The 16,664-nt window shown below is 64.7% G+C and carries 12 protein-coding genes; 2 read left to right on the top strand and 10 right to left on the bottom strand.

Annotation, left to right across the window (positions count from 1 at the left end):
- Nucleotides 1–21: 21 nt before the first annotated feature.
- On the bottom strand, nt 22–819 hold the full coding sequence (locus LDN95_RS08115; protein WP_226017161.1) for an MIP/aquaporin family protein: 798 nt from the start codon (nt 817–819) through the stop codon (nt 22–24).
- A gap of 233 nt (nt 820–1,052) precedes the next feature.
- Nucleotides 1,053–2,480 (bottom strand): aldehyde dehydrogenase family protein, encoded by a 1,428-nt coding sequence (locus LDN95_RS08120; protein ID WP_226017162.1) that lies wholly within the window; start codon nt 2,478–2,480, stop codon nt 1,053–1,055.
- 259 nt (nt 2,481–2,739) lie between these two features.
- On the opposite strand from LDN95_RS08120, the gene LDN95_RS08125 reads away from it, so the two are divergent.
- A complete protein-coding gene (locus tag LDN95_RS08125; protein ID WP_226017163.1) occupies nt 2,740–4,986 on the top strand; it encodes a bifunctional diguanylate cyclase/phosphodiesterase in 2,247 nt (748 codons plus the stop codon).
- A gap of 27 nt (nt 4,987–5,013) precedes the next feature.
- On the opposite strand, the gene LDN95_RS23235 is transcribed toward LDN95_RS08125, so the two are convergent.
- The 8 genes from LDN95_RS23235 to LDN95_RS08175 form a co-directional block, all read right to left on the bottom strand.
- Nucleotides 5,014–9,186, bottom strand: coding sequence for a LamG-like jellyroll fold domain-containing protein (locus LDN95_RS23235; protein ID WP_305082579.1), 4,173 nt, complete (start codon nt 9,184–9,186; stop codon nt 5,014–5,016).
- Nucleotides 9,187–9,674: 488 nt separating this feature from the next.
- Nucleotides 9,675–10,157 carry a CHAP domain-containing protein gene (locus LDN95_RS08145; protein ID WP_226017164.1) on the bottom strand — a complete coding sequence of 161 codons (483 nt, stop codon included), beginning with the start codon at nt 10,155–10,157 and terminating at the stop codon, nt 9,675–9,677.
- Between the two features lie 140 nt (nt 10,158–10,297).
- Nucleotides 10,298–10,789, bottom strand: a complete 492-nt coding sequence (locus LDN95_RS08150) for an SRPBCC domain-containing protein (RefSeq protein WP_226017165.1) — start codon at nt 10,787–10,789, stop codon at nt 10,298–10,300.
- Nucleotides 10,773–11,132, bottom strand: a complete 360-nt coding sequence (locus tag LDN95_RS08155; protein WP_226017166.1) for a helix-turn-helix transcriptional regulator — start codon at nt 11,130–11,132, stop codon at nt 10,773–10,775. The genes LDN95_RS08150 and LDN95_RS08155 overlap by 17 nt, the downstream gene beginning before the upstream one ends.
- A gap of 127 nt (nt 11,133–11,259) precedes the next feature.
- Nucleotides 11,260–12,669 (bottom strand): type I glutamate--ammonia ligase, encoded by a 1,410-nt coding sequence (gene glnA / locus LDN95_RS08160; RefSeq protein WP_226017167.1) that lies wholly within the window; start codon nt 12,667–12,669, stop codon nt 11,260–11,262.
- Between the two features lie 144 nt (nt 12,670–12,813).
- Nucleotides 12,814–13,152, bottom strand: a complete 339-nt coding sequence (locus LDN95_RS08165) for a P-II family nitrogen regulator (protein WP_226017168.1) — start codon at nt 13,150–13,152, stop codon at nt 12,814–12,816.
- A gap of 274 nt (nt 13,153–13,426) precedes the next feature.
- Nucleotides 13,427–14,257 carry a type I methionyl aminopeptidase gene (gene map, locus LDN95_RS08170; protein ID WP_370631668.1) on the bottom strand — a complete coding sequence of 277 codons (831 nt, stop codon included), beginning with the start codon at nt 14,255–14,257 and terminating at the stop codon, nt 13,427–13,429.
- 62 nt (nt 14,258–14,319) lie between these two features.
- On the bottom strand, nt 14,320–15,207 hold the full coding sequence (locus LDN95_RS08175) for a PdaC/SigV domain-containing protein (protein ID WP_226017170.1): 888 nt from the start codon (nt 15,205–15,207) through the stop codon (nt 14,320–14,322).
- Between the two features lie 50 nt (nt 15,208–15,257).
- Between LDN95_RS08175 and LDN95_RS08180 the strand changes: the two genes are divergently transcribed.
- Complete coding sequence (locus tag LDN95_RS08180; RefSeq protein ID WP_226017171.1) at nt 15,258–16,652, top strand: M17 family metallopeptidase; 1,395 nt, start codon at nt 15,258–15,260, stop codon at nt 16,650–16,652.
- Nucleotides 16,653–16,664 lie beyond the last annotated feature (12 nt).

Consider the following 16,664-nt stretch of genomic DNA (forward strand, 5'->3'; position numbering starts at 1 on the left):
GCCATGGGCCGCTCAGCGTGATCAGGCCGCGCTGTTCCGCGCGGGCAGATAGGGCCGGATCAGCCACTGGTACACGGTCGCACCTGCAACGCCGCCCACCAGCGGTCCGGCGATGGGCACCCACCAATAGTTCAGCGGAGCGGGGAAGGCCGCAGCGCCCCAGCCGGTGAAGTAGCAGAACAGGCGCGGGCCGAAATCGCGCGCGGGGTTGAGCGGCCACGCTTCAAGATAGCCGGCGGACGCGCCGATCATCGCGATCAGCAGGCCGATGATCAGCGCGCTGGAATTGGCTTGTGGGGCCTGCGTGTTGTATTCGTCGGTGATCGCGAAAATGCCGAGCACCAGAATGCCGGTCAGCACGATTTCGTCGACGAAGGCGTGGATCGGGGTGATCCCCGCGCCCGGATGGGTAAAGAACACGCCCGCCGCGCCGCCCGCTTCGCGCGTCACGCCCTGCGTCAGGTTGTAGGCGTCGATGACCGGGCCATAGAGCAGGTAGACGAGCGCCGCGCCGATGATCGCGCCTGCTACTTGCGCCAGCCAGTAGGGCACGATCTTGCGCAACGGAAAGTCGCGATAGAGCGCCAGCGCAAGGGTTACGGCGGGGTTGGCATGGGTGCCCGAAACCGCCCCGGTGACGTAGATCGCGATCGTGACCGCAAGGCCCCAGGTGATGCAAACGCCCCAGTAGGCGAGCTTGTAGGGACTGGGGTCGTAGAGGGTGTACATCGCGGCGACCGAATTGCCGATCGTGATGATGATCGCCACGGCCATGCATTCCGAGATGAGTTCGCCGATCAAGGCCTTGCGTTCAGACATGTATCCCCCCCGATAAGTACCTGCTGTTCCTGCGCCTTGTCGCGCATGGAACGCACTGCGACCCCAGCCTAGCTGACTGATCCGCGCGCAGATAGAGCAAGTTCTCCGCCGCGTGACAAGCATGTGACTGCACGACAGCCGTGGCGCGCCAGGCCATCACGCGGGCAAAGGAAAAGCCCGCGCCACCTTGGTGACGCGGGCTTTTCCATGCCTTGCCAGCAAAGCGCCAGTCGTCAGGCGTTGACGATGGTCTTCACTTCGAGGAAGTCCTTGAGGCCGTGGATACCGCCTTCGCGGCCGTTGCCCGACTGCTTGTAGCCGCCGAACGAGCCGCCCTTCACGCCGCCCCAGGTGTTCACCGACACCAGACCCGCGCGCAGCTTGCCGACGATCGGCTTGGCCGATTCGGTCGGGCCGGTGATGGTGGAGGCAAGACCATAGGCCGTACGGTTGGCCAGTTCGATGCCGTCCTCGATCCCGTCATAGGTGGTGATCGTGGCGACCGGACCGAAGGTTTCCTCGCGGAAGATGGTCATGTCGGGGGTCACGTCGGAGAACACGGTCGGACGGATGAAGTAGCCACGGTTGACGTTGTCGGGCAGGCCGGGGCCGCCTTGCAGCAGCGTGCCGCCTTCGTCGATGGTGGCGTCGATCAGACCCTGCACCTTGGTCCACTGCGCCTTGTTGACGACCGGGCCGATGTGGCCACCGGCTTCGGCCGGGCTGCCCACCTGAACGGCGGCAAAGTAGTTCTTCACGAACTCCTCAGCCTCGGCCTTGCGCGAAGCGGGGACGAGGATGCGCGTGGGAGCGATGCAGCTTTGGCCGGTGTTGGCGATCACGCCCGACAGCGTGCCGGGCAGTTCGGCGGCGAAATCGGCATCTTCGAGGATCAGGTTGGGCGACTTGCCGCCCAGTTCCTGATGCACCCGCTTGACCGTGTCGGCGGCGTTCTTGGCGATCTGGATGCCCGCGCGGGTTGACCCGGTGAAGCTGACCATTTCGACGTCAGGGTGAACCGTCAGCGCCACGCCGACGCCGGGGCCATCGCCCTGCACCAAGTTGAACACGCCCGCCGGAACGCCCGCGGCATGCAGCACCTCGGCGAAGATCTTGGCGTTGGAGGGGCATTCCTCCGACGGCTTGAGCACCACGGTGTTGCCCGCCAGGATGCACGGCGCGATCTTGGCGCAGATCTGGTTGAGCGGCCAGTTCCACGGGGTGATCGCGGCAACCACGCCGATCGGTTCATAGACGATGCGCGCGTTGGGCGCGTGGAGGACCGGCTCTTCCCATTTGAAGATTTCAAGCGCTTCGAGCGCGCCAGCCAGATAGCCGATCCCGGCGCCGACTTGTGCGGTGGAAGCAAAGCTGATCGGCGCGCCCATTTCTTCGCTGATCACCGCGCCAAAGTCGGCGGCACGCGCCTTGTATTCCGCAATGATGCGTTCGAGCAGCGCCTTGCGCTCGGCCAGCGGCCACTGGCTGTAGCTGGCGAATGCCTTTTTCGCGGCGGCCACGGCCTTGTCGACATCGGCCTGCGAGCCCAGCGTGATGACCGCACAAGGTTCTTCGGTGGCCGGGTTGATGACTTCGTGGCGGGTACCGCCTTCGCTGTCGACCCATTGCCCGTCGATATAGTGTTGCAGCAACTCGCGCATTGCGGATCTCCCGAAACGTATGGGCCGGTATGGCCTTGGAATCAGACACGAGCATTGCAGTACAAGTGGCAGATTGCAACCCGCTGTGGCACCGGATGCCCTTGTGGCGGGCTGGTCGGAATTCGTCCGATTTGCCGCCAAGGTGAGCAAATCTCATTCGCATTACATCACCAGCGCTAACGATTTCTTGGGATCATTTCGCCTATCGCTGAACGCGATGGGGACAAGGTCTGGCAAGCGTGCGCGCAAGGCGCCGATCATGACGGGCAATCTGCGCGTTGGCGGGGTCGCGCTTGCGACCTTGATGGCGCTTATGGCCTTGTCCGTGGCGCTGGCCGCCGCCTTCCAGCACGCCACCAGTGTGGCCGATGACCTTGCCCGCCGGGAAGAGCGTGTCCACGTGGCGCGGTTTCTGCAACGTGCGATGGAAACCGGCGCGCAGTCGCAGCGTGGACTCATCGGCTGGGACGAAACCTTCGAACATGCGGTGTTGAAAGTCGATCCGGTCTGGACCGACCGCGAGTTCGGCAAGTTCGTCGGCAATACCCAGGGCATCGCCACGATCCTGCTCGTCGCGCCGGACGGCACCTTGCTGCGCGGCTGGCGCGACGGGCGGCGCGCAAACGATCTGCCCTATGCCCATTTGCGCTGGCAGATCGAAGGGTTGATCGCCAAGGCGCTGAACGGTGCCCACACGCTGGATCAACGCGCTGGCACGATGAAGCTGCCCGGTGGCCGAAGCTGGCCGACGAACGCGGCCGGAATGCCCAATGCCTTGTGGGAATCGGGCATTGCCAGCGTGGCCAATCGCCCATCGATCATCACCGTGGCCTCGATCGTACCTGATCGCAGGCCATTGCTTTTGCAGGAGGTGCCGAACTTTCTGGTGACGATCCAGCCGCTCAACGAGCATGTGCTGGCCCGGATGAGCGAAGATCTGGCGTTGCCGGTGGTGAGGTTTGCCGACAACAACAGCGCGATCGGCGGGCGCAATGCGCTGCCGCTGTTCGCGGTCGATGGCTCGCCGCTGGGCGTGCTGCACTGGGAGCCGCGCGAACCGGGACCGACGATCTATCGCCGGACGACTCCCTTGCTGATCGTGTGGATCATGTTCTTTATCGGTGTGGTCGTGGGGGGCGCGACGATCTTCGGACGCACCCGCCGCGCCGCGCACGAACTGGCTGCCAGCGAAGCACAGGCCCAGCACAACGCGCTGCATGATTCGATGTCGGGGCTGCCCAATCGCACCCACTTCATGCAGCGGCTGCGCTCCGAACTGACCGCCTGCATCGATGGGCGCCAACCGGGCGACGTGTTCGTTGCCTATCTCGATATCGACAGCTTCAAGGTGGTCAACGATACGCTGGGCCACCATGTCGGCGACGAACTCGTCCGGCAGGTGGCGCACCGCTTGCGGCGCAAGTTGCCGGTCGGCGACTTCATTTCGCGCTTTGGCGGCGATGAATTCGTGCTGCTGCGGCATGGCGAAGGCGGCAAGGCAGCGGCCGACGCATTGGGCGAGGAAGTGCTGGCCTTGATGCGCGAGCCTTTCCTGATTTCGGGAACCAAGCTGGATATCAGTTGCAGCTGCGGGATCAGTTGGGGGCCCGAGCATAGCGAGGATCCCGGCGAACTGCTGCGCCGCGCCGACATCGCGCTCTATCGCGCCAAGCAGCGTGGGCGGGCGCGTTATCGCCGTTTCACGCGCGATATGGACGCAAGCCTGAAACTGCGGCGCGAAATGGAACTCGAACTGCGCCGCGCGATCGCGCACAATGAACTGACCGTGGCCTATCAGCCGATCGTCGGGATCGCTTCGGGTGAAGTGAAAGGGTTTGAAGCCCTGTTGCGCTGGAACCATCCCGAGCGCGGCGCGATCAGGCCCGATCTGTTCGTGCCGATCGCCGAACAGGGTGGGCTGATGGTGTCGTTGGGCACGTGGATGCTGCGCAGCGTGTTTACCGAAACGCGCCACTGGCCCGAAAGCGACATTTCGGTCAATCTCTCGCCGTTGCAGATCATGGCGGGCGATTTCCTGCAGACGATGGAGCGGCTGATCGACGAGACCGGGATAGACCCGGAGCGGGTCATCCTTGAGATCACCGAAGGCGTCATGCTGGATCGCAGCGAGCACGTGGTCGTGGTGCTGCGCGGGCTGGCGCGGCTTGGTTTCCGCATCGCGCTCGACGATTTCGGGATCGGCTATTCCTCGCTCAGCTACTTGCGCTCGTTCCAGTTCAACCGGATCAAGATCGACCGCTCGTTCGTTTCGAACATCGAGGCCGATCTTGATGCCCATGCGATCCTGTGCGCCATCGTGGCGCTGGGCAACACCTTGCGGATGAAGGTGGTGGCCGAGGGGGTGGAAACCGAAACCCAGCGCCGACTGGTTCAGGCCGCAGGCTGCGAGCTGGTGCAGGGCTTCCTGTTCTGGCCCGCGCTGTCGGGGGCAGAGGCGCGCGATCTGCTGCTGCCGTCGGCCAACCGCCTGCGCCGGGTGGGTTGAGCCGAACGGCAGCCGCGGATCGTCACCTCATAGCACGAAGTCGGCGGAGATCGGCGCGAGCGCGCCTTGCATCAGGAATGCGAAGTCGGCGATGCCGTCTCCATTGATATCGCCACTTACGATCCAGTTTCCGGCCGAACCGGTGATCGCCAGCGCACCCACGCCGCCATCCAGCTTGGCGGCAAGATGGAACGCGCCGTCGCCAGCCAGCGCGCCATTGGCGTCGATCGCGGACAAGTCGATCAGGTCACCGTCGGCGTGCGAGAAATCGGCGATGGTATCGCGGCCGGCCGTCGCCACGGTCGAATCGCCCACGGTCAGGAACACGAAGTGATCGGCCCCGGTGCCACCGGTCAGCCGGTCCGCGCCAAGACCGCCCGTCAGGGTGTCGTTCCCGCCGCCGCCGGTCAGCGTATCGTTGCCGTCCAGCCCTGCGAGGGCGTTGGCAGCGTTGTTGCCGAGCAGGGTGTTGGCCAGGCCATTTCCGGTCCCGTCGATCGCATCGGTGCCGAGCAGACGCAGGAGTTCGATGTTCGGGCCAAGCGCATACGTGACAGTGGCATCGACCTGATCGGTCCCTTCGCCGACCAGTTCGATGACCTTGTCACCGGCATTGTCGACCTTGTAGACGTCGTTGCCCATGCCGCCTGTCATCGTGTCGGCACCGAGGCCCCCATCGATGAGGTTGTTCATCTTGTCGCCCCACAGGCGGTTGTCGAGCGCATTGCCGCCCGCATAATAGGCATTGCCGGTCAGGACCAGTTCCTCGACGTTGCTGCCCAGCGTGTAGTTGATCCCGGACTCGACACGATCGTTGCCCTCGCCGACGCTCTCGATCACGACATCGTTGACGGTGTCGACGACATAAGTGTCGTTGCCGGTGCCGCCGATCATCTTGTCAGCGCCTGCACCCCCGTCGAGCCGGTCGTTGTCCGCACCGCCATACAGGGTGTCGTTGCCATCGCCGGTTTCGATGGTGTCGTTGCCAAGGCCACCATCGACTTTGTCGTTGCCACTGCCGGTCTCGATATCATTGGCCAGCACGTTGCCGGTAACGAACACATCGTGGACGCCATGATACCGCAGGTTCTCCACACCACCGGCGATGGTGTAGGTCGGCAGCGTGTCGCCATCGAGCATCACCGTATCGATCCCGCCGGTCGACACGCCGGATTCATGGATCACGTCACCCAGGTTGTCGACGAAGTACGTATCGTTGCCGGTGCCGCCGGTCATGTCGTCCTTGCCGGTGCCGCCGATCAGCGTGTCGTCACCCGCGCCGCCGCTCAGCTTGTCGTTGCCCGCGCCGCCGTCCAACTGGTTGGCTGAGGCGTTGCCGACGATGGTGTTGTCAAGCGCATTGCCGGTGCCGTTCACCGCCGTACCGTTGAGCATCAGCGTCAACGCGCCGGGGGCAAGCTGGGTGTTCAATCCGCTGGTCACCGCCACGGTGGGCGCAGCCGCACTGCCAAGCGGGCCGATGGCCGGTCCCGGCGTGTAGGTGCTGCTGTCGCCAAGCAAGCTGTTGAGCCACCATGCCACGTCCTCGACCCGCTGGTTCTCGTTGCCGTCCTCGTTCAGGAAACGCCCGTCGGCGTTGTCGAAGCCGATGTGATAGATGCCGTCCATGATCGTGTTGATGGCATCCTGACCGAACAAGTAGCTGGTTCCGCCGTCGCCCTGAATATTGTGAAAGCCGGTTTCCACCCCGTTTTCGTCATCGCCGTGCGCTGCGGTGAATTCGGCAAGGTGGTTGGCGCGGATATAGTCGGACATGTCATAGACTTCGGACGTGGTGATCACCCCGTCGTCCAGCGCCCCGACGGCGTCGGCCGCCTCCACGATGAAATGGTTGATCTTGTCGGCGGCGGCCGCACCTGCCGCGATCTGCGCGCTGGAGATGCTGTTGGCCAGCCCCTGGTCGTGGCCGATGATGTCGATCAGCCTGTCGAGTCCGGTGCCGGTGGTGCCGACCGGACCGTCATACGTGTCGGCCAGTCCGCCCGCCGGCATCGCGCCATTGGCGGTCAGCGCGTTCTGGTAGTCGGCGACCGAGGCGTACAACTGATCCGCGCCGACCGTCTGGCCGTCGACTTCAAGCCGCAGCCCTTCGGCCCCGAAGTTGTCGTAGTAATAGAGGTCGAGCGCATAGAGCCCGTCTGTGCCGACGGTGATCTGCTTGCTCGTGGCGTCGAACCCGCGACCCCACGGATATTCGGATATCTCGCTGCCGCCGAGGTTCAGCAGGAAGCCGTCATCCGAACGCACGGTCACCAGATGGGTACCTGCGCCCAGCCACAGATAGCCGGTTACATGCATGCCGATGGTGTTGAAGGCCGTGGCGGCATCGCCTTTGGTCAGCGTGCCGTTGTTGCCGAGGAACTGGCCGAGCGTGCCGTCCTGCATGTGCCCGCCGAAGTCGACCTTGCTGGCGGTGAAATGGCCGTCGGCGGGCTTGGTTGCGGCCTGCGCGATCAGGTCGTCGATCGCGTTGAACGCCGTCGAACGGTCGAAAATGTCGCCGACCAGCCCGGTTCCGGCCTTCACCGCCGGTTGCGCGCCGGTGACTGCCGCCGTGCCGGTCCAGCTGTCGGCAAGCGTGCCCGCATGGTTGAGCGCTGCGACCTGCAACGGATCGAGCGCCCGGTTATAGACCGTGAAGTTCGAGATGGTGCCATCGGCGTGATCCCACAGGGCCGCAGGATTGCTGGCCGAGCGGCCCCAGGTGCCGGCTCCGATCACCAGTTCGCGTGCATTCTTGGCAAGGCCCCCGATCGCACCGGCGTCCGAGGCCACCCGTTCGCCGTCAAGGAAGATGCCGATGCCGTTGCCATCGAAGGTGACCGCCAGCGAATAGTTCTGGTTGGCGGCGATGGTCACGCCATCGGCCTGTATCCAGTGATCGTTGGTGCCATCCTGATAGAGCAGATAGAGATTGCCGCCGCTCACCCACGCCGTGACGTCGCCCGCGGTCGCGCTTGCCCCGTCCTTTGAAAACAGCACATGGGTCTTGCCGTCGTCGGGGTGGTTGAGCTTGAAGTCCAGCGCGATCGTTTCGCTGGCCAGCTGGGTCGGTTTGGCTACGCCCAGGTTGGCGGCGCCGGTGCTGCCGTTATCGGTCACGGTGGCCGGGCCACCCAGCACCTTGAACCCGGTCAGGCTGGCAGGATCGGCAGCGGGCTTGCTGCTCTTGAGCGCGCCCGACGCCAGATCATCGTGCAACAGCAAGGTCAGCCAGTCGGACACGTCGCTCAAGGTGGCATTGGCGTTGCCATCCTCGTTCAGCAGGCGGTCGCCACTGATCTTGAAGCCAAGGTGGAAGATGCCGTCGGCCACCGTGTCCACAGTGCGCTGCCCGTCGAAATAGCCGCGCCCGCCGTCGCCCTGAACGCGGTGAAAGCCGGTTTCGACGCCGTTCTCGTCGTCCCCGTGAAACGCGGTCCACTGCGCCAGCCGGTTGGCGCGGATCCAGTGGTTCACGTCGACCAGATCCTGCGCGGTCAGCGTGCCATCGTTGGCCACACCCGTCGCGCGGATCGCCTCGACAATGATCTTGGCCATGCCATCGGCGGCAGTGGCGCCGGCGTTGATGGCGGCCTGACCGATTTCGTGGTTGAGCCCTTCGTCATCGACGATCTTTTCGATCAAGGTGTCGAGCCCGGTGCCCGATGTGCCGTGGACTTGCGGATCGGCCGGCTTGTTGACCAGCGTGCCTGCCGCAAGATCGCCCGCAAGGAACGAATTGATCCAGAACGCCACGTCCTCGACGCTGGCGTTGGCATTGCCGTCCTCGTTCTGGAAGCGCCCGTCGACGATCTTGAAGCCGATGTGGAACATCCCGTCGAGCACGGTGTTGACCGCGTCCTGCCCGAAGATGCGGGTGGTGCCGCCATCACCCTGCACGTTGTGGAAACCGGTCTCGATCCCGCCTTCGTCATCGCCGTGCAGCGCGGTGATCTTCGTCAGGTAGTGGCCGCGGATGTAATCGTTGATCGAATAGACATCGGACGTGGTGATCTGGCCATCGTTGGCAAGGCCCCGTGCGCGGATCGCCTCGACGATCATCGCGTCGATGCCGTCGGCCGAGGCGGCCCCTGCGCGAATATGCGATCCGGCAATGCGGTGGTTAAGGCCATAGTCCTTGAAAATGAGGTCAACCGTCTGGTCGAGCCCGGTGCCCGTCGATCCCTTGTTAGCCATCGTTTGCGTCCCGCCGCTGGAGTCCCCACGCGGCCGGTTCCCTTACCGGTCGCGCCCACTGTCCGAATGCGAGAATGCTGCCTGCGCGTGGTTCAGGAAAGATGACCGGAGGAACGCCTGGTGGTTCTTAACCAATGAGGGCAAATACGTAAGTGGCTGGAATAAAACCAACGGCGCGCCGGGCGGGTTTGTCGGCGCGGTAAAGCGGTCGAAAACCGCGCCAGATTGGCGGGAAATTCGTGCTTATTTCGGGACGAACTGGCGCAAAGACCGGGAACTTAACGGTGTTTGCGCAAATCAGGTCGGGCGATCCAGCGGATCGAGCCGCGCGCCAAAGCAGGCCAGATCAGGCCTCAGCAGCGACAGGCGTTGCTGCGCGCCGACTTGGGCTTTGCGCTATCAGGCTGTTCGTAACGGGGGCGCGCGATAAAGTGTGTCGAATCCGCAGGACTGCTTCGATCGCAGGCGCAGTTTAGCCCGCGTTGGGGTTAACCCGCGTTGGATTGGCGCTCAGCACTGGCGGTGACCGTTGCCGGGTAGATGAAGCCGTGCGCGGGTGAGGGGCGCAGGCCGAGCGAGCCGGTGGGAGCGAACCAGACGCGCACTTGCGACCAGTCGCCAGCGTCCGAAACGTCAACCGCCATCACGCCGCGCTCGACCATGCCGGGGCGCGACCAGTTGGCGTGGTTGATCAGCACGTGGCGCGCATCGATCACTTTGCTGACGACGGCAACGTGGCCCATCGGCATCGAACGGTTGGCCGCAAAGGCCAGCACGGCTCCGGCGCGCGGTGCCACGCCGCGATCATACACGCCATCGGCATGGCCCCACCAGTCGCGCGCGTTGCCCGAAAGCTGCACGTCCGAATTGGCGCGGGCAAATGCCACACACTGAATGCGGGCCTGCGCAGTGGCGGGAAGGACCGCGATGGTGAGCAGGGCGACAAGAGCGGCGATGGCGTTTCTGAGCATGTGCAGCATTACTAAGGATCGGCGGGGATTCGGCGAGTCCGCGGCCGCTCCGTTCACCTTGCAGCAATAACGGTTTGTCCCGGTTCGGCGCGCGGCTGTGGAACAAATGGCAGGAGGGCGTGGCGCGCGTGGAAATCCGCCTATCCGCCCCGGCTCGCCAGCACCTCGCCCAGCTGGTCAAGCTGTTCGGGAAGGGCCGCCGCGCCGCCTTGCAGCGCCTCGTCGCGCGCCTCTCGCGTCGGGTACAATTCGTGGAAAGTCAGCAGTGTCCCGCCGCCATGGTCGGCGAAAGTGACCGTCGTGACGGCGCCGTCCTCGCCCTCGTCATTGGTCCACACGATCTTCGCGCCGGGCACGACTTCCAGGTACCGCCCGTGGAAGGCAACAGGTTCGCCGCCGCCGACAGCGAATTCCAGCCGGTAGGTGCCGCCGGTCCGCACGTCCATCGTGCATCCCACCAGTTCCACGCCCACGACCGACTGCGGCATCCACCAGCGCCGGAACAGGTCGGCCTCGCTCCAGGCGCGGAACACCAGCGCAGGCGGCGCGGCGAAGATCCGCATCACGATCAGTTCGCGCTCGCCCCGTGCTTCGACGGCCGTCGTTGCGGCCCGGTCATCCTGCTGTGCCATCGTCCTTCTCCCGTTGCAGTTCGTCGAGGATGTCATCCAGCGCGGCAAAGCGCGCCTCGAACAGGCGGCGGTGCGCCTCGATCCATTCCGCCTCGGCGGCAAGTCCCCGCGTTCCCAGCCGGCAGGTCCGCACCCGGCCGACCTTGCGCGTGACCACCAGACCGGCGCGTTCCAGCACCTGCACGTGCTTCTTCATCCCCGTCAGCGTCATCTCGAACGTCTCGGCCAGGCTGGTGATCGACGCTTCGCGTGCCCGGCCGAGCATGGCGATGATCCCGCGCCGCGTCGCGTCGGACAGCGCTGCGAAGGAGAGGTCGAGGGCAGGAGTATAACACTGAACCATATGGTTCAGTGTTTAGGCGAAGTCCGTTCGATCGGCAAGTCCGCTGCGCGCCAAACGCGAAGGGCGCCCGGACCAGTGGTCCGGACGCCCCCCATTGCAGGCCCTATGCAGGCCGATCGAAATGCGATCAGGCGCTGTAGTACATGTCGAATTCGACCGCCGAAGGGGTCGTTTCCCAACGGTACACTTCCGGCCACTTCAGTTCGATGTAGGATTCGATCTGATCCTTGGTGAACACGCCACCGTCGAGCAGGAAGTCGTGGTCGGCAACCAGCGAGTCGAGCGCTTCACGCAGCGAACCGCAGACCGTGGGGACGAGCGACAGCTCTTCCGGCGGCAGGTCGTACAGGTTCTTGTCCATGGCTTCGCCCGGGTGGATCTTGTTCTTGATCCCGTCGAGACCGGCCATGAGCAGCGCGGCGTAGCACAGGTACGGGTTGGCCATGGCGTCGGGGAAACGGAATTCCACGCGCTTTGCCTTGGCACCGGCGCCATAGGGGATGCGGCACGAAGCCGAACGGTTGCGGGCCGAATAGGCCAGCAGCACGGGCGCTTCATAACCCGGCACCAGACGCTTGTAGCTGTTGGTGGTCGGGTTGGTGAAGGCGTTCAGCGCCTTGGCGTGCTTGATCACGCCACCGATGAAGTACAGGCACAAGTCCGACAGACCGGCGTAGCCGTTACCGGCGAACAGCGGCTTGCCCGAATCCCAGATCGAGATGTGGGTGTGCATGCCCGAACCGTTGTCGCCCTTGATCGGCTTGGGCATGAACGTTGCCGTCTTGCCATAAGCGTGCGCGACCTGATGGACGACGTACTTGTAGACCTGCATGCGGTCGGCGGTGGTCACCAGCGTACCGAAGGTCAGGCCCAGTTCGTGCTGCGCTGCGGCGACTTCGTGGTGGTGCTTGTCGCAGGGCAGGCCCATGTCGAGCATGGTCTTGACCATTTCACCACGGATATCGACCAGGCTGTCGACCGGCGCGACGGGGAAGTAACCGCCCTTGACGCGCGGACGGTGACCGAGGTTGCCCGATTCATAGTCGCGGTTCGTGTTGGTCGGCAGCTCGATGTCGTCGATCTTGAAGCCGTTGCCGTCATAGCCGTCGTAGAACTTCACGTCGTCGAACACGAAGAATTCGGCTTCGGGGCCGACATAGACGGTGTCGCCGATGCCGGTCGTCTTGACGAAAGCTTCGGCGCGCTTGGCGGTCGAGCGCGGATCGCGGGCATAGAGTTCGCCGGTCGAGGGTTCGACGATGTCGCAAACCAGGATCAGCATCGGCGAGGCCGAGAACGGATCGATGTAGGTCGCATCAAGGTCGGGCTTGAGGATCATGTCCGATTCGTTGATGGCCTTCCAGCCTTCGATCGACGAACCGTCGAACATCAGGCCGCTTTCCAATTCGTCTTCGCCGAGCACCGAGGCGACCATGGTCAGGTGCTGCCACTTGCCCTTGGGGTCGGTGAAGCGAAGATCGACCCATTCGATTTCCTCGTCCTTGATCTTGGCGAGGATGTCCTTTGCAGTTGCCATCACTGGTCCTTCTTCTTGACCCTGCGCGGGGGAGAACCGGCAGGGCATCCAGGGGTGGATAACAGTGGAGGCCGCCCGTCCCTAAGGCTACCCCCCCGAGCATGAAGCGCCGCGCCCCTGGCATAGGGCAAACGGCGCACCAATTCAGATTGCGGCGTCGTCGCGCTCGCCGGTGCGGATGCGCAATGCGCTTTCGACCGGGATGACGAAGATCTTGCCGTCGCCGATGCGCCCGGTCTGCGCCGCCGAGGCGATCGCTTCGACCACGCGTTCGACCAATGCATCGCTCACCACCACCTCAAGCTTCACCTTGGGCAGGAAGTCGACGACATATTCGGCGCCGCGATAAAGTTCGGTATGGCCCTTTTGCCGGCCAAAGCCCTTCGCCTCGGTCACGGTGATGCCGGACACGCCGATTTCGTGCAGCGCTTCCTTCACTTCGTCCAGCTTGAAGGGCTTGATGATCGCTTCGACCTTCTTCACTCGATCAGACCTCTGCGAGGGCGGTGTGCCAACAGGAGCAGGACACCGACGTTTATCCCGTGTGGCTGACTCCCTAACAAGAATCGTGCCACGGCTTGCTCACAATCCCTAGGCCATGATCGGCGGGTGCGAAAGCGGGAAATGCTTGAGGTCTGAAAGAAATGAACGGCATTGGCGCAAACGGCATTCTGCTAATTGCGCGGATACGAACGATTAATGCACAAAATTTGCGCAGCCCCTGCTTAAATATTGAGCAGGGGCGCGCAGGCGCCGATCAATAGGGCGGCTTGTGCAGTCCGGCGGGGCTGGCGGTGAATATCTCGCAACCAGTCTCGGTAATGCCGATCGAATGTTCGAACTGGGCCGACAGCGAACGGTCGCGCGTTACCGCCGTCCAGCCATCCTCGAGGATCTTGACTGCCGGCTTGCCCAGATTGATCATCGGTTCGATGGTGAAGAACATGCCCGGGCGCAGTTCCGGCCCGGTTCCGGCGCGCGCGGCGTGGATCACCTCGGGCGCATCGTGGAACAGGCGGCCAAGACCATGGCCGCAGAATTCGCGCACCACGCCATAGCGCTGGCGTTCGGCATGCGCCTGAATCGCCGCGCCGATATCGCCGAGGCGCGCGCCGGGGCGGGCTTGCTCGATCCCGATCATCAGGCATTCGTAAGTCACCTCGACTAGCCGCCGCGCCTTCAGGCCAACGTCGCCGACCAGATACATCCGGCTGGAATCGCCGTGCCAGCCATCGAGCAGCGGGGTCACGTCGATGTTCACGATGTCGCCTTCCTTCAGAACCTTGTCCGAAGGGATGCCGTGGCACACCACGTGGTTGATCGAGATGCAGCACGAGTGGGCATAACCGCGATAACCCAGCGTGGCGGGGATCGCGCCTGCGTCCAGCGTCATCTGCCGCACCACGTCATCGAGCGCGGCGGTGGCCACGCCCGGCTGCACCAGCGGCGCCAGCGCGTCGAGGATTTCGGCGGCAAGCCGCCCGGCCTTGCGCATGCCCTCAAACCCTGCGGGGCCATGCAGCTTGATCGACCCGTCGCGGGGCAGGGTCTCGGTCTCGTCAGCGATCACATACTGGTTCATGACCATCATGTAGCGCGGTTGCGCCGAAATTGCGAGATGCCCCGGACAATCGTGTCAAGGCCATCGCGTCAAGGTGCCGCGAACGCCGCACGATATTCGGGCTTCACCGTCGCCAGCAGCGCGGGCGAGACCGGCAGCGTCACCTGATAATCGCCCTCGGCATAAGGCCCGGCGTTGTAGGGCGCGATCAGGAAGCCGATGCGGTCGAAGCCCTTGTGCCCCTTCGAGCCGAGGATGATCGTCTGTTCGAGCGGATCGATGCAGGCGTTGAATTCGTCGATGCCGCTGCCCTGGCTGTCGGGCCCGCGCTTTTTCAGCCGCTGGCGGTCAAGCTCGGCGCAGAAGTCCTTGCGCACCGCATCGCCAAGCGCGCGCTGGCTGGTGAACAGGTCGGTCGCGGTGCGCGGCTTGCCCGCCGCCTTGTCCCACAGCAGCGTGTCGAAGGCATAGTTCGGGTGCGCCCCGCCGGTGAATTCGCCCCGGATGGTCGAGAGGCTGAGCCAGCCGGGAAGTTCGGTGACAACCTGCCAGTCGGCCGAGCGGCTCCATGCGTGGAACGGAAAGTCGTTGGCCTTGGCATCCTTTTGCGCATCGCGCGCCTGCGTGGCGAGGTCGGCCTGCTGCTTGTCGAGGTCGGCATCGAGCCGCGCCTTGAGCGCAGGGATCGCGGCGGCCGCTGCCGGATAGGCATAGTCGAACTGGTAGAGGTCGTTGCTGACGCTGACCTTGCGCGCGGCAGCGGCATGAGCAGGCGGTGCAGGAGGGGCTGGCGGCGGGCTTTCCGCTGCGGCCGAAGCGCTGCCGGTTGGTGCGGCAGGGCCGGGCTTGGCCGAACAGGCGGTCAGGGCAAGGGCCAGCGCGATCAGTGGCAGTATCGGGGGCAGGATCTGGGGCAGGATCTGGGGCAGGATCGGGGGCAGGGAGGCACAGGCAACGAAGCGGTGATGGTTGGTCATGACACTTTCCTCTCGCACTTGGCGGATGCCTGCGGCAAGGTTGCGCCACGATGACCGAACGAAACGCGTTGATCCAGCCCGATCGCGGGCAAAAGGCCACAGCGATCCATATCTGCGACAAGGCGGGGCTCGATGCCCTGCTGCGGCGCTTCACCCCGGCGCAGCGCGCGGTGCTGACCGGCCAGCGCTTTGAAGCGGCGGCAGGAGAGGTCGCGATCCTGCCCGAAGGCGATGGCTGGCTGGCCGTGGCGGGGGTCGAAAAGACGGCCGCCCTGACCAGCTGGTGTCTGGCGCGCGTGGCCGAGGCCTTGCCGGGCGGCATCTATCGCATTGCCGATGCGGGCGCTGTCGGGGGGCTGGCCCGCGCGTTTCATGGCTGGCTGCTCGCCCAGTATCGCTTCGACCGCTACCGCACCGAGGGCAAGCCGGTCGATCCGCGCGTGCTGCTGGTGCAGGAACTGAAGGCGATCGACGCCGCTCTGGCCGAGGCGGGCGCGGTAATGACCGTGCGCGATCTGGTCAACACGCCGGCCGAGGACATGGGCCCCGCCCAGATCGAGGCCGAGGCGCGGGCACTGGCCAAGGCGCACCATGCCACGGTCCATGTCGTGACCGGCGACACGCTGGAGCGCGACTATCCGATGGTCCACGCGGTCGGTCGTGCCGCATCGCGCCACCATGCGCCGCGCCTGATCGAACTGGAATGGGGCGATCCCAAGCATCCGCGCCTTGCCATCGTGGGCAAGGGCGTGTGCTTCGATTCGGGCGGGCTCGATATCAAACCGTCGTCGGGCATGGCCTTGATGAAAAAGGACATGGGCGGGGCCGCGCACGCGCTGGCGCTGGCCGGACTGGTCATGGCGGCGCGCCTGCCGGTCCATCTGCACTTGCTTGTCCCGGCGGTCGAGAACGCCATTTCGGGCAATGCCTTCCGCCCCGGCGATGTATTGCGCACGCGGCAGGGGCTGTCGGTCGAGATCACCAATACCGACGCCGAGGGACGGCTGATCCTTGGCGATGCGCTGACCCGCGCGAGCGAAGGCAAACCCGCGCTGCTGATCGACTTCGCCACGCTGACGGGCGCGGCGCGTGTGGCGCTTGGCCCCGATCTGCCCGCGCTGTTCACCCGCAGGGACGACACCGCCGAGGCGCTGTTGCGCGCCGGGCTGGAGCGTGACGATCCGGCATGGCGGTTGCCGCTGCACGATGGCTATCGCGAATACCTCAAGTCCGATGTGGCCGATCTGGTCAATGCGCACGCCACGGGCTTTGCCGGGGCAAGCGTGGCGGGCCTGTTCCTTGACCGGTTTGTGGGCGAAGGGATCGACTGGGTGCATTTCGACACGTTCGCCTGGCGACCGGTGAGCAAGCCGGGGCGGCCACGCGGCGGCGAGGCGCTCGGCTTGCGCGCGGCATGGGGGCTGGTGCAGCAACGCTTCGCCTGACCGCGCGATCCG

Origin of the sequence: Novosphingobium sp. FKTRR1 (genome assembly GCF_020404405.1) — a bacterium.
Classification (GTDB): Bacteria; Pseudomonadota; Alphaproteobacteria; order Sphingomonadales; family Sphingomonadaceae; genus Novosphingobium.

Excerpts from the sequence above, each read along its gene's own strand:
- LDN95_RS08115 (WP_226017161.1), bottom strand. The coding sequence starts at position 819 with ATGTCTGAACGCAAGGCCTTGATCGGCGAACTCATCTCGGAATGCATG.
- LDN95_RS08120 (WP_226017162.1), bottom strand. The coding sequence starts at position 2,480 with ATGCGCGAGTTGCTGCAACACTATATCGACGGGCAATGGGTCGACAGC.
- LDN95_RS08125 (WP_226017163.1), top strand. The coding sequence starts at position 2,740 with ATGACGGGCAATCTGCGCGTTGGCGGGGTCGCGCTTGCGACCTTGATG.
- LDN95_RS23235 (WP_305082579.1), bottom strand. The coding sequence starts at position 9,186 with ATGGCTAACAAGGGATCGACGGGCACCGGGCTCGACCAGACGGTTGAC.
- LDN95_RS08145 (WP_226017164.1), bottom strand. The coding sequence starts at position 10,157 with ATGCTCAGAAACGCCATCGCCGCTCTTGTCGCCCTGCTCACCATCGCG.
- LDN95_RS08150 (WP_226017165.1), bottom strand. The coding sequence starts at position 10,789 with ATGGCACAGCAGGATGACCGGGCCGCAACGACGGCCGTCGAAGCACGG.
- LDN95_RS08155 (WP_226017166.1), bottom strand. The coding sequence starts at position 11,132 with ATGGTTCAGTGTTATACTCCTGCCCTCGACCTCTCCTTCGCAGCGCTG.
- glnA (WP_226017167.1), bottom strand. The coding sequence starts at position 12,669 with ATGGCAACTGCAAAGGACATCCTCGCCAAGATCAAGGACGAGGAAATC.
- map (WP_370631668.1), bottom strand. The coding sequence starts at position 14,257 with ATGGTCATGAACCAGTATGTGATCGCTGACGAGACCGAGACCCTGCCC.
- LDN95_RS08175 (WP_226017170.1), bottom strand. The coding sequence starts at position 15,207 with ATGACCAACCATCACCGCTTCGTTGCCTGTGCCTCCCTGCCCCCGATC.
- LDN95_RS08180 (WP_226017171.1), top strand. The coding sequence starts at position 15,258 with ATGACCGAACGAAACGCGTTGATCCAGCCCGATCGCGGGCAAAAGGCC.